The sequence below is a fragment of the Psychrobacillus faecigallinarum genome, assembly GCF_014836595.1.
GTDB lineage: Bacteria > Bacillota > Bacilli > Bacillales_A > Planococcaceae > Psychrobacillus > Psychrobacillus faecigallinarum.
In genome coordinates this window covers 47,478-60,530 of sequence record NZ_JACSQO010000006.1, presented here as the reverse complement: position 1 = coordinate 60,530, position 13,053 = coordinate 47,478, and the positions used below count along the sequence as shown (strand labels likewise).

14 protein-coding genes are annotated in these 13,053 nt (G+C 34.6%); 5 read left to right on the top strand and 9 right to left on the bottom strand.

The features are described from left to right. Nucleotides 1–114: 114 nt before the first annotated feature. Nucleotides 115–1,677, bottom strand: coding sequence for an alkyl hydroperoxide reductase subunit F (ahpF, locus tag H9650_RS12425; RefSeq protein ID WP_191697353.1), 1,563 nt, complete (start codon nucleotides 1,675–1,677; stop codon nucleotides 115–117). Nucleotides 1,678–1,940: 263 nt separating this feature from the next. Next, nucleotides 1,941–2,504 carry an alkyl hydroperoxide reductase subunit C gene (gene ahpC, locus H9650_RS12420; protein WP_144540167.1) on the bottom strand — a complete coding sequence of 188 codons (564 nt, stop codon included), beginning with the start codon at nucleotides 2,502–2,504 and terminating at the stop codon, nucleotides 1,941–1,943. A gap of 185 nt (nucleotides 2,505–2,689) precedes the next feature. Here ahpC and H9650_RS12415 point away from each other — a divergent pair, with 185 nt between their 5' ends. After that, nucleotides 2,690–3,889: a hypothetical protein gene (locus H9650_RS12415; RefSeq protein WP_191697352.1), complete on the top strand. Its 1,200-nt coding sequence runs from the start codon at nucleotides 2,690–2,692 to the stop codon at nucleotides 3,887–3,889. Nucleotides 3,890–4,097: 208 nt separating this feature from the next. Next, nucleotides 4,098–4,688 carry a hypothetical protein gene (locus H9650_RS12410; protein ID WP_191697351.1) on the top strand — a complete coding sequence of 197 codons (591 nt, stop codon included), beginning with the start codon at nucleotides 4,098–4,100 and terminating at the stop codon, nucleotides 4,686–4,688. A 131-nt stretch (nucleotides 4,689–4,819) separates the two neighbouring features. Here the strand turns inward: H9650_RS12410 and H9650_RS20800 are convergent, their stop codons facing one another. The 4 genes from H9650_RS20800 to H9650_RS12390 form a co-directional block, all read right to left on the bottom strand. Further along, the gene (locus H9650_RS20800) at nucleotides 4,820–6,265 is read right to left on the bottom strand and encodes a polysaccharide deacetylase family protein (RefSeq protein ID WP_191697350.1); all 1,446 of its coding nucleotides are present in this window, start codon (nucleotides 6,263–6,265) and stop codon (nucleotides 4,820–4,822) included. Nucleotides 6,266–6,524: 259 nt separating this feature from the next. Continuing rightward, the gene (locus H9650_RS12400) at nucleotides 6,525–7,397 is read right to left on the bottom strand and encodes an RsiV family protein (protein ID WP_313955913.1); all 873 of its coding nucleotides are present in this window, start codon (nucleotides 7,395–7,397) and stop codon (nucleotides 6,525–6,527) included. Continuing rightward, on the bottom strand, nucleotides 7,397–7,894 hold the full coding sequence (locus H9650_RS12395) for an RNA polymerase sigma factor (RefSeq protein ID WP_144540175.1): 498 nt from the start codon (nucleotides 7,892–7,894) through the stop codon (nucleotides 7,397–7,399). Before H9650_RS12395 ends, H9650_RS12400 begins: the two co-directional genes overlap by 1 nt. A 665-nt stretch (nucleotides 7,895–8,559) precedes the next feature. Next, nucleotides 8,560–9,366 (bottom strand): SDR family NAD(P)-dependent oxidoreductase, encoded by an 807-nt coding sequence (locus tag H9650_RS12390; protein ID WP_191697349.1) that lies wholly within the window; start codon nucleotides 9,364–9,366, stop codon nucleotides 8,560–8,562. A gap of 267 nt (nucleotides 9,367–9,633) precedes the next feature. On the opposite strand from H9650_RS12390, the gene H9650_RS12385 reads away from it, so the two are divergent. After that, nucleotides 9,634–10,173, top strand: a complete 540-nt coding sequence (locus tag H9650_RS12385; protein WP_191697348.1) for an ECF transporter S component — start codon at nucleotides 9,634–9,636, stop codon at nucleotides 10,171–10,173. A gap of 170 nt (nucleotides 10,174–10,343) precedes the next feature. On the opposite strand, the gene H9650_RS12380 is transcribed toward H9650_RS12385, so the two are convergent. Next, the gene (locus tag H9650_RS12380; protein WP_225216059.1) at nucleotides 10,344–10,592 is read right to left on the bottom strand and encodes a hypothetical protein; all 249 of its coding nucleotides are present in this window, start codon (nucleotides 10,590–10,592) and stop codon (nucleotides 10,344–10,346) included. 19 nt (nucleotides 10,593–10,611) lie between these two features. Here H9650_RS12380 and H9650_RS12375 point away from each other — a divergent pair, with 19 nt between their 5' ends. Continuing rightward, nucleotides 10,612–10,806 (top strand): hypothetical protein, encoded by a 195-nt coding sequence (locus H9650_RS12375; protein ID WP_191697347.1) that lies wholly within the window; start codon nucleotides 10,612–10,614, stop codon nucleotides 10,804–10,806. Nucleotides 10,807–10,922: 116 nt separating this feature from the next. On the opposite strand, the gene H9650_RS12370 is transcribed toward H9650_RS12375, so the two are convergent. Then, nucleotides 10,923–11,510 carry an NAD(P)H-dependent oxidoreductase gene (locus H9650_RS12370; protein ID WP_191697346.1) on the bottom strand — a complete coding sequence of 196 codons (588 nt, stop codon included), beginning with the start codon at nucleotides 11,508–11,510 and terminating at the stop codon, nucleotides 10,923–10,925. A gap of 121 nt (nucleotides 11,511–11,631) precedes the next feature. Between H9650_RS12370 and H9650_RS12365 the strand changes: the two genes are divergently transcribed. Further along, nucleotides 11,632–12,060, top strand: a complete 429-nt coding sequence (locus H9650_RS12365) for a MarR family winged helix-turn-helix transcriptional regulator (RefSeq protein WP_191697345.1) — start codon at nucleotides 11,632–11,634, stop codon at nucleotides 12,058–12,060. A gap of 131 nt (nucleotides 12,061–12,191) precedes the next feature. On the opposite strand, the gene H9650_RS12360 is transcribed toward H9650_RS12365, so the two are convergent. After that, a complete protein-coding gene (locus tag H9650_RS12360; RefSeq protein WP_191697344.1) occupies nucleotides 12,192–12,962 on the bottom strand; it encodes an isocitrate lyase/PEP mutase family protein in 771 nt (256 codons plus the stop codon). Nucleotides 12,963–13,053: the final 91 nt, after the last annotated feature.

Sequence of the window (13,053 nt, the reverse complement as noted above, 5' to 3'; positions counted from 1 at the left end):
GTGGTTGAGGAGGTTGCTTGATATGCATTAAAATACCCTCTCGAATTGGAAAGGGTATTTTAAAAAGTAATTCATATTACTTCCTGACATATATTTTATTCATAAATAATTGTATTAAACTTTAACAAGTTCAGAATTTGAGGGAGCTATGTTACGAATCATATAATCAAATGCTCCTAGCGCTGCTGTTGCACCAGTTCCCATTGAGATGATGATTTGTTTGTACGCTGTGTCTGTACAGTCACCAGCAGCAAATACTCCTGGCATGCTTGTTGCTCCATGCTTGTCTATAATTATTTCTCCATGTGCGTTTAAATCAATTGTACCTTGTAAAAACTCGGTATTTGGTAATAGACCGATTTGAACAAATACGCCTTCTAATTCAATGTGATGTACTTCTCCTGTTACACGATCTAAGTACGTAAGACCGTTTACTTTATCCGTACCTGTAATTTTCTGTGTGGAAGCATTTGTTAGTACAGTTACATTAGATAAGCTATGTAAACGCTCCTGTAGGACTTGATCCGCTTTAAGCTCATCATTATGCTGAAGCACTGTTACATGATTAACTATTCCTGCTAAGTCTATAGCTGCTTCAACACCCGAATTACCGCCACCTACAACGGCAACATTTTTTCCTTTGAAGATTGGACCATCACAGTGTGGGCAGTATGCTACCCCTTTATTTTTGAACGCTTCTTCCCCTGGTACATTTAATTGGCGGTATCTGGCTCCTGTTGAAAGGATAACAGTTTTTCCTTTTAACACTGCACCATTTTCAAGCACTACTTCCACCTGCTCTTTACGTACTATGCTGGATACGCGTTGAGATTTCATCACTTCAATTGGATAATCTGCTACATGCCCTTCTAAGCTTGAAACGAATTGAGGACCTTCTGTTGCTTTTGTACCAATGATATTTTCAATTGATAATGTGTCATTTACTTGGCCACCAAAGCGCTCTGCCACAATTCCCGTTCGAATTCCTTTACGTGCTGCATAAATAGCTGCGCTTGCACCCGCAGGACCACCACCAACAACAAGAACATCAAATGGTTCTACATCATTAAATTCAGATCCATCTGATCTATTTCCTAATTTATTTAATATGTCTTCAATTTCCATACGACCGTTTGCAAAATTTTCACCATTTAAGAAAACTGATGGAACAGCCATAATATCTTTAGCTTTTACTTCGTCTTGAAATGCGCCCCCTTCAACCATTACATGGGAGATATTCGGGTTTATCACAGCCATAATATTAAAAGCTTGAACTACATCCGGACAATTATGGCAAGTTAAGCTCACGAAAGTTTCAAAGTGCATTGGATCTTTAATTGCTTGAATACGCTTGATAACTGCATCATCAACTTTCGGAGCACGGCCACTTACTTGAAGTAAAGCCAAAACTAATGAAGTAAATTCATGTCCTAAAGGTAAGCCAGCAAAAACAACACCTGACTCCTCACCAGCTTTGTTTATACTAAAACTTGGCGTGCGCTCTAATTGCACATGCTCGACTGAAATGCGTGATGACATCTTTTCTAATTCTGTTACTAGCTCTAATGTATCTTGAGATACTTTATCATCACCTACACTAACCTTTAATACAAGATCGCCTTCAAGCAACGCTAAATATTGTTGTAGTTGTGCTTTAATTTGATTGTCTAATACCATCTATTCTTTGCTGCTATACGAGTGATTTTGATAGGTTAAGGGTAACTGCGTTCTATCAGTACTTAGCAGTGCATCTAACTCAAAACATATCTAAATCACTTACTCTCCAGGCATAGCAGACCTGCCACCTCTCTTTTCATCTCATATTTTAGACAGAGAGCATTTGTCTATTTCCTTCTTACTAAAAATAGAGCGACAAAAATCAACCATAAAGATAAGATTGTTTTTGTCGCCTATATGATTATCTTATAAATTACTAAATCTTAGATTTTACCTACTAAGTCTAAGCTTGGAGTTAGAGTTTCAGAGCCTTCTTGCCATTTAGCTGGGCAAACTTCTCCTGGATTATTGCGAACATATTGAGCTGCTTTAATTTTGTTTACTAATGTCGAAGCGTCACGACCGATACCACCAGCATTTACTTCGTAAGCTTGTACAATACCATCTGGATCAATAATGAACGTACCACGTTCTGCTAAACCATCTTCTTCGTTTAATACGTCGAATGCTCTAGAGATTTTATGTGTTGGATCACCAATCATGATATATTCAATTTTACCGATTGCTGCAGAAGAATCATGCCATGCTTTATGTGTAAAATGAGTATCAGTTGATACTGAGTAAACTTCTACCCCTAATTGTTTTAATGTAGCATATTCATTTTGTAAGTCCTCTAATTCAGTTGGGCAAACAAATGTAAAGTCTGCTGGATAGAAGCATACTACACTCCATTGTCCTTTGAAGTTTTCTGAAGTTACGTCGATGAATTCTCCCTTTTGAAATGCTTTTGCAGAGAATTCTTGAATTTCTTTACCTATTAATGCCATAATAATTCCTCCTGTTGTCTCTTATTGGTGCTTTAGCATCATAATTATTTTAGAATAATTACAATTCAATATGTAGAATTATCATATACATTTGTGCTTCAGTCAACCTGTAAGGGTAACTAATGAATTTAAAATGTTTTTAAAAAGCTGAAATGTAAGGAATACACGTGAAAGTAGGTCAAATAATGATACAAGATTTTATAAATAAAACGATTGTTAAAGAAGTACAAGAAGACGACATAATTTATTATTATACACAGAAAGAGGAGCCTTTAGCAGAAACTATTTTATTGGATGGATTTATCTCCAATGTTACATTTTTTGATCCGAAGTCTCATCCTTTTTCAACCTCTGAAGAAAAACAACATTTCCTGAGCTATGTACAAAAAGTATTTGAAAGAGAACATTTAGTTTTAGACGAAATAATAGACTTCGACTCTCATTACATGGTGCTTCTTACTTTGAGAGAGCCGAGATATAATATTCCAGTCCATTCAACTGGAATGAATTTAACGATTGGAAAAAACGGGACATTAGAAGAAGTATCTTTTTCAAATGAACAAGTGCACTTTGCATATCCAGAAAAACTCATTTCAAAGGACCAAGCGAAAGTAATTATTCAGCAACAACAATTAATGACGTTGACTATACGCCCAGATATTGGCTGGCATTATGTATATGCTCCTGACTTTAATCTAGTTGGAGTAGAAACAGACGGTAAAGTCCGTTATATGACTGATATGCCCGAAATGGAAGGCGCTTGCTTTGAACCATTGCCAACCGTAGAAGCAGTGGCAGATTTGAAAGTATTTTTAATAGCGGGACGTAATGCAACACTTGATGTCTATGAAACGGAGGATATGAAGAGTTGGGAGATTTTTAGTGATGAAGAGGAGAAAGCTGTGGCTGGTAATCCTTTGGAAAAGGCATGTATCGCTTTAAGAACAATTGTTGGAGATGAATATAACCGATTTTACTTAGAAAAAACACCCAATTTACATAAGGCTCTAGGAATTGAAATAGAAAATGACTTATTTAAATCGTATCGTTTTGTGTATGTGAATAATAATATCTCTTTAGACTTTCTAGCAACCGAAGTAATTGTTAATACAGAAACAAACAATATTCAGTCAATAAATCATTCTCTCATCCCTTATGAAAAATTCAAAAATTTAAGAAAACCATCCATTAGCTATAAAGAGGCTAATGCCATTGCTCAACGATTAGTAGATGTAGATTTAGCACTTGAACGGCAACACATAGATTCAATTGTATATTCCTTCGTTTACTTGATTGATTATCCAAGTTCTCCGACTAAAGGACATATTCATTATATTGATGCATGGACAGGAGAAGTTTATTTCGTTGAAACAGGATTTCAATAATATAAGGGCTTAGAAATATTGCTCATTTCTTCTTTGCAGAATTTATCCCATCTCAATAGCTTTAACCTAGTAATTTGTAGTACCCTTCAGTTATGGATATGTTTTCCTCGTTGGGTATGTTTTTGCAACCACCTGTTTGGAGGATTTAAATAATTTATTCGGGGTATCTATAAGACTTACGAGCTATTCGTTAGGAAGTGATACTTTTATGTTTGGACTATCGGATCTCTTGTCATTGATTATTTCAGCATTTATTATCTTACCTGTCGTAGTATTTCTGCGAGAGTCTGGCTATTTAATCGTCAGCTGGTTATTTGGCGTTGTTAAGCCAAGGCTAACAATTGGTTCTGGGCCCAGGCTTATTAAACTTGGAATGATTGATATACGCAAGTATTATCATCTGTATAGCTGGTTTTCATACGATGACTTAAAGCGTAAAAGTAAGTTTGCTTACGTTTGTATTTATTCAGGGCCAATATTGATAAATTTGTTTATTGCCCTCCTCATTAATTTTTTAATTGCCAACGGATGGGCAGAGGAATACAAAACTTTTTGGGATCGCTTTGTTTTTTATGCTTTTTATTACGTGGTATTCGATGTAGTACCCATGACAACTATCAACGGTAAGCCTAATAACGGAATGATTATCTATGAAATGATTCGTTATGGAAAAAGAGTCGATTTTAACGATGAGTCCTTCCTTCCAGCTACTTCAGATGTAGAGGAAGAGTATCATGAACAGATGGAGCAAATGGAGGAAATAAAAAAAGAACGAGATGAGGAAAAGCATAATCGCTAACCTATAATATAATGATAATTCTCACGAGCCAGATGTAATGTCCCAGAGGAATAAGAAAAGATAGATACTCCATTAAAAAAAGCCGATTTAAGATTAAATCTTAGATCGGCTAGTTTTTTTATAAAACCTCATTAAAGTGAATCTCTATTCGTATAAACCTGTCCAGCATAATGGATACCTGGCGCATTTAAATTCAATAATTCGCTGACGGTTACAAACTCATAACCCTGTTTCGTTAAGTAGTTTATGACCCTCTCTAAAGAAGCTGCTGTCGTTTCATAAATATCATGCATTAAAATAATACTTCCATCGCAAGTAGACTTTTTAACCATTTGCAAAATACTAGCTGGATTTTTTGTTTTCCAATCAAGTGTATCTACTGACCATAAAACAAGAGGATTATTAACTGCAGCTTTCACATCCTGATTATATGCTCCATATGGTGGGCGAACCAGACTAGGAGCTTCTCCTGTTATTTTAATAAGTTCATTGGAAGTACTTAAAATCTCTTTTTCTATTTCTTTCATCGATAGCTTTGTCAAAATAGGATGGCTCCATGTGTGGATACCAATTTCATGTCCTTCTTCATACTCTCTCTTAATAATATCAGGATACTTTTCTACTCTATTACCTAATACAAAAAAAGTAGCTTTAATCTTGTGTTTGTTTAATATGTCTAAAATAGCAGATGTGCTTGATTTATTTGGACCATCATCAAATGTTAATGCTATGTATTTTTTGTTCGGATCTAAAGGTTTTATAGATTGGGTATTTCTTTCAACCATAGTCGAACCATTAAAAGCATCAGAATAAATGGAACGTAAAAATGAATCTTGAACAATTCCCGTTAATAGACTATATGGTATGGATACATGAAAAGGTTCTAAAATACTGTCATCCAATACCCCTTCACTAAACTCAATTTGGAATCCTCGATCTGTAAAGTAAAAAACTTTGTAGTTTTCTTCAGTAGCAGATATTTCTTTAACTAGGGTTACTTCTTCTGGTGTATAATTTTGATCCTCATTTTTTTGAAGTACTCTTTCCAGGCTTTCTTTTAAGTATTGGATAGAACCTTCATTAACCATTATATCTTGTAGGCTTAGGGCCTCTCCTGTACTTCGGTCTATATTTAATGAGATTGTTTCTTTTTTCCCGTTTTCTCCAACAACATCGGCATGAATAATCACTGATAATAACTCTTTAGAGACATATTTTATAGATAAATCTATGTTTAAAGTAGGGACTTTTTTATTCGTATCTTTCTTAAATATATCCTTAATAAAATTTTTATCTTTGTTTTCTTTAGCGATAGCTGCTTCTATAAACGTATCTCTTTTCTTTTGGACAAACTTTTCTATAAACTTATCCGCATCGTTATCTGTAGACAGATATTTAACCGTATATTCATATACTTCATTTTCAACTGTTTCCGTTTTAATTTGAATACCTTCATATTCAGTTTCTTGAGTACTCACTTGTGCTTTCACTGCTTCATTAGATGAAAAAGAAGTATCCGATATTTCTATAGTAAAAAACAAAACAAGAAAAAGTAATAATAATAAAAAAACAAACACTGGTTTTTTTCTAATTTTTCTTTTAACTTTGACCTGTTCATTTTTTCTGTGAGAGTACGAAGTTGACGGTACCCTTCCTTCCTCTTCATATGTTTTCCTTCCTGTCTTACTCATGTTAAACCACCCTATTTATACAATTGAATTATTATTATCGTCTTTATAGTCGTAAAGTGTAGCTATTCGTACAAAAGAGAGGAGATGTTTGCATCTAGCGTGCATCTCCTCTTCTAACATTTTATGATTTGTGTTAGTAAGCTATTTACTGGATGTATTCATCATTCATGCGAGTATCTTTTATTAGCTCCGTTGGAATTTCGAATTCAATGACACCCATATAGCCAGGTGCCACCTCATACTTGTCAAAGACTATTACGAGCTTGTTCTTAGCAGTAATATAAAAATTTTGTTCCGGACGGATGGAAGTAAAGGTATCTACTAAATCTTCATCTGCTAAACCTGCACCCTCTACCCAATACACTTTTTCCTGATTCGTTGCTAGCATCTCTTCTTGCATTTTCTCCTTAATATAGTCACTAATTATTGAGATATAACTATCATCTTTAAATAAGCTTGGAAGAGTCAGTACAATTTCTTTTTGCTTATCGATTGTATCGTACTGCATCACTGTAGAAGATGATCCTACGGTATTGACTACATAACGTCCAATCGATAATAATTTTTCTGTATCTGTTGCTACAATGTAGCCACTGTCTACTCCTAAATGTCCTCCCTCAACCTGTTGCATCCCTTCCATCTCCTTTTCAAATTGCTCATATAGCGCCTTTCCTTCTTTTGCGTATTTTTCGTTAAGGGCATTAATCGCATCTGAGTTTCCTGAGATTAGCGGAACGTCAATATTAGCTGAATACGTATCCTCTTGCTTTTCGTAATGGACAAAGGTCAGTACATGGACAACATCTCCAAGTACCGGCAACTCTCCTAATGCCTTAGCCATGGTAGGACTCATATTAAGGCTTGCTATAAATAGAGCAGCTGCAGCCGTCATACCCAGAAACCATTTTGGCATTTGTCTCTTACGATTCTTCTTCAAACTGGCTTCTACTACAGCATCCAAATTTTCTGGGATAGGTATATTTTTGTATTTTTCTTCTAACTTTTTCAGCTTGTCCATCATGTCAACTCCTTTTCCGTCAATTCGATTTTAAGTAGCTTCAATGCTTTGTAGATTCTCGATTTAACAGTATTGATATTTACATCCAATATGTACGCAACATCCTCTATTTTTAAATCCTCAAAGTAGCGAAGAACAATGACCTCTCTTAAAGTAGAAGGTAAACTTTCCAGTGCCTCATTCAAATCCATATTTTCATATGTATCATTTTGGTGTGGCGTTAGAAACTCTAATTGTTCGTCATTCATAACTTGTATGCGCTTGTTTTTTCGTAGGAAGTCAATAGCTGTTCTTACGACAATTTTATAAAACCAACTTTTCAGTTGCTGTTCGTCTTTTAATGTGTGTAGAGACTGCAATGCTTTTTGAATGCTATCTTGTACTATATCTAGTGCATCTTGTTCATTTTTCATATAGCTATATGCAAGCAAATAAAATCTCTCTTTATTTGCCCGGATGAAAGTCACAAATACTTGTTCAACATGTTGATGCTTCATCTCTAAGAGCTCCTTTTTCAGTATTTGTTAGTGTATACATAAGATAGACGGATACATAGCCTAAAAAGTTGAACATATAATCATTTTCTTTACTAAATAGTTTTCTCCGAATAAAGAATTAAATGAATCAATTTCATAATTTCTTTTTATGCGTTCAAAAGAAGAGGAAATAATGAGATATAAAAGTTTTCTAAGAATATAATTTAATTGATTTCCACTCTAGGCGGACGCGTTCCGCGGGGGGAGCGATAAGCCATCACCGTGGCTTGCGCCTCGCTTGTGTTGGCTTATCTGTCTCACTCATCCCGCCGGAGTCGCCGCCTGTCGCTACAATCAATAAATATGAGATGTTCGCGTTTAGTTGGTACTGTGATATTAATGAAATTAACACCATTATTTAGTGTTTAAAACTTTTTTATCTCAGGTTAAGAAAACGAAATTCATTCTTTATAAAAATACTCCCAATAAAAATGATATGGATGTTTTATTTGAATAACAGAAATAGAATCCAAAGATAAACTCGCCAATTGGAATGTAGAAAATAATCTAATGAAATAAAAAAAGCCCATAATGACTTCTATTCAAATGTAGTAACTACACATACACTTGAATAGAGAAAATCATTATGAGCTAAACTCATCTTACATAATTTGAACACGGAAAATTTATTTTTGTGCCTTATTCATTAAGTCCTTAAAATCTGGAACACTTGGATTTGCTATATAATGTCCGCCTTCTACTTGAATTGTTTGCCCCGTTATAAACTTGGACTCATCGGAAGCTAGGAATACTACTGTATGTCCTATATCGTCAGGCTCACCATGGTATGGCAAAGCATTATACTTAGCGAAAATATCCAATACCTCAGAGCTCATATTATTCTCAGCTGCAGGTGTTAAAATCAATCCTGGTGCTATTGCATTACAGCGGATTTTATCTTTGCCATATTGTGCAGCAATATATTTCGTGAGATTGACAACAGCCGCTTTCGATGCACCGTATGCAGAACGTACAGCATCTCCTGTAAATCCAGCCATAGATGCTGTATTGATAATCGAACCACCACCAGCTTCCACCATATGCGGGATAGCAAATCTACTACCAAGCAACACACTCTTAATATTGATATTCATCAGTCGGTCCCACTCATCTAAATCCAGATTTACAACATCTAGATCCTTCTGAAGATTAGTTAATCCAACATTGTTAAATAGTATGGATACTGTACCAAAATGTTGAACTGTATATTCGATAGCTTCCTTTATGGAATTTTCATCTCCTGCATCAAGGAATATTCCTACAGCCTCCCCACCATATTTCTTTATATTTTCAGCTGCCTGCTTTGCGCCTTCCACATTGAAATCAGCAATGACTACTTTTGCTCCCTCTTTTGCCAATAATGATGCTGCAGATAATCCAATACCTGATGCTCCTCCTGTTACTATAGCCACTTTATTCTTTACTCTTTCCATGAACTAACACTCCTTTTTATTGCGGATATCCGTCTATTTTATCAACTATATCATCAACTGCATTCTTTTCCACTTAGAGTGGTTTAAGACATGTATAAACAACTATTTCTATCATTACTTACCAAACTGACCACTACGTTTTTTGCAAAATTGATACTTTTAAAAAGATCAATCATTTGCTAAGTTTAGCTTGAAATAGGAAAACTTTTTAAAGGCAATCTCTGCAATTATTTATAATACCTCTAAAAAAAAGGACGGTTTAGAACTATGCAAAAAACAACAAGCTATTCAAAAACAAATACTTTTGATTTAATCTTATCCGCAATGTTAATCGCACTCGTATTTGTTGCAACTCTTACATTAAATATTAAACTACCTATCGCAGCTAATGGTGGGTTAGTTCATCTTGGAACAGCTATGCTATTTATCGCATCCATCTTATTCGGCCCTAAAAAAGGGGCACTTGCTGGAGCTATAGGTATGGGTTTGTTTGACTTAATATCTGGTTGGACTTTGTGGGCACCCTTCACAGTGGTAGCACGTGGTTTGCAAGGATATATCGTTGGGAAAATAGCATGGTCGCTCGGTCGTAAAGGTAATAGTATTACTTTCAATTTACTAGCCATTTTTACTTCAATACCAGTTATGTTAGGGGTTTATTATATTTGCGAAAGGGTCTTATTTGGTAGCTGGGTTATACCACTGGCTTCAATTCCAGGGAACATAGTTCAAAATGTAGTTGGGATTCTTGTAGCCATTCCAGTTTGTATTTTATTGAAAAAAGTCTCTGTTTTGAATAAGCTATAGCTGACGCGTTCCGCGGGATGAGCGATAAGCCATCATCTTAGCTTTGGACACTGTCTCGTTGGTTGTAGCATTAGACGTGGACTCCTTCTGGAGATTTACACTTAATTTGAAAAATAAAAAAGCACAAGTGATAGGCTTATTAGCCATCACTCGTGCCTAACTATTAAGGATTACTTCCAAAAGCCAGCTTGCTCTAGCTTCTTCTTCCCTCTAAAAGCAGCTATTACGCATATAATATTAACTATTAACATAATGATGATTGAATATAAAACTACATCGTAGCTTCCAGTAAAATCGAATATATAACCATATGCCGGTAATGCAACTACCGAAGAGATAGCTAATCCCAAAGAAGCATTTGAATAAATTTGGCTATATTCTTTGTTGCCAAATAAACTCGATGTTAGGGCTGGTGCCAACGTTCCTATAGAGGAAGAGATGAAACCAAAAAGCCCAACAGCAATCGTTATTATAATTGAACTTGAGACGGAGAACAATAGCAGACAAGTAGCAAAAGAAATTGATGATATGGACCAATTTATCTTAGAAATAGTGCTAGAATCACAACAGAAAATAAAAGAAATCTTGAGTAAACACTCTATTAATGACCTTGCATTAGGAAAACATAAATAGTATTAAAAAGATACTTTAAGCAGGAATGTAAATAACATTCCTTCTTTCTTATAAATTAGGTGCATTTGAATTTGTGGAAATTGAAGATTTCGATTGTAATTATATAAGATATCTTTTTAATATCCTACTCTCTTAAAATATTGGTAAACTTTCTCCAACTTTTTTTCTTGATTCCCTGTCGGACTTTCCATATTACCAAATTCAAAAAACTTTACTTTTTTTATTCCTACAAAACTAAATAAAGCTTTTTTCATCAATATTTTATGCGAGTTGTTCAACCAGATTAATGGATAATGTGTAGGGCCCTTCATGGTAGATACACATACAACCGATTTTCCTTTTAATAATCCTTCTGGGAAAAGACCTTTCTTATCCCTATAAGCAAAATTGGAAGCAAATAATTGGTCTATGTATCCTATAAGCATTGCTGGGGGTCTTCCCCACCAAATTGGATAAACAAAAATTATCTTATCAGCCCATGTAATTTGTTCTCTATACTTTTGAATAGAACTATCTACGTGCATATCTCGTCTTCGTTTATACTCATTGAACACAAGAACTGGATTAAAATTCTCTTTATACAAATCTAGTACTTGTAGCTCCTTTATATTTAGATTTTCTTGACAGCCTTTAATGACCTTTTGTAAAAACGCATAATTTAAGCTTGTATGATTAGGATAAGTATAAATTACTAACGCTTTCATCTTGCACCCCTTTTACTTATCATTTGATAAGTAAATAATAACACTCGTTAATTTTAGTTGTCAAATGATAATTGTAATATGATAACTTTTTTGTTATGTTGTTTTCTAAGAGGTGAGCGATATGGACAAAACAACCCTTTTTAATAAGCTAGTATTATTTACAACTTCAGTTCATCGAGTGACACATGAATTAACACAAAACGCTAAGTCAGATCTTATTACACCTGTACAATACAACATTTTGGAATATATCACGGTTAGTCAACCAGTGACGCCAAGTGAAATTAGTGATTGTCTTCATGTCTCTATGCCGAATACAAGTCGTGAGCTAAAAAAATTGAGTGAAAAAAATCTAATTGAAAAGATAAATGACAACGAGGATCGACGTAAACAATATGTACGTCTTTCAAGCGTGGGAGAAGACATAATGAGAGAAGCCTTTGAAAACATAGAATCCCGGTTTCTAGCTCGAATACAAAATTCTACTAAAGAGGATTTAAAGAAAATTGAACACGCCCTTGATGTTCTTCAGGAAAAACTATTTTATTAGTTGAGTTATGTACACAATAAAGGTTCCATCGATTAAAATCGATGGAACCTTTACTTGTGATAGTTTTAATTTTTAATATTTGATGATTTTATTGCTCATTTAGTTTGCTACCCTTATAACAATTGTATTTATTAGTTCTCATACAAATGGCTAGTATCCCGAAATGTCAGTAATTTCTCTACGTTCTTTTCTAAATGAGCATTCACTTTATCCGACAAGGCATTTCCAAAACTAAATCTTCTCACGCCTAATTCTCTAAGCTGATTACAATTGGTTAGCCCTGGTAAAGATAATACATTTAGTGGTGCATCTATGTTTATGATGATTTCTTTAATATCATCATCTTCTTTCATACCTGGAACAAAAATTCCACTAGCACCACTCTCCACATAAGCCTTTGCCCGTTCTATTGTTTCTATTAAAGGGGTTTCCTTTTGGAAATACGTGTCAGTTCTTGCGTTAATATAAAAATCTTTAAATCCATTATGGTCTAATGTTATCCTTATTTTCTCTAAAAGGTTACAGTGCCCTGAAATCTCTCTTAATCCATTTGACCTTTTTAATGAATCTTCAATATTGATTCCCGCTACTCCAACATCTGCCGTCCTTAAGACATTATCGACAATCACGTTAATGTCTTCACTATACCCTGCCTCAATATCTGCAGAGACAGGAATTTTCACATTTTCTACTATGTTTTTGATTATTTCTAAATGTCTATCAAAATTAATCAATTCTCCATCTGAAAATCCTAATGAGTTTGCAATACCCCAACTTGTTGTACCTATAGCTTTGAATCCTGTTTTTTCAAGTGTTAAGGCTGAAAATATATCCCATGCATTGCCTAGAAATAATAATTCGTTTGAAAAATGCAGCTCTTTGAATTCTTGAATCATGTTCATTTTAAATCCCCCTAATGTTTGTCGGACTAATCTTAACAAGTAACTGACGTTGATTTCGTCCTCTATCTTGCTCTTATGGTCTCTTATCTAC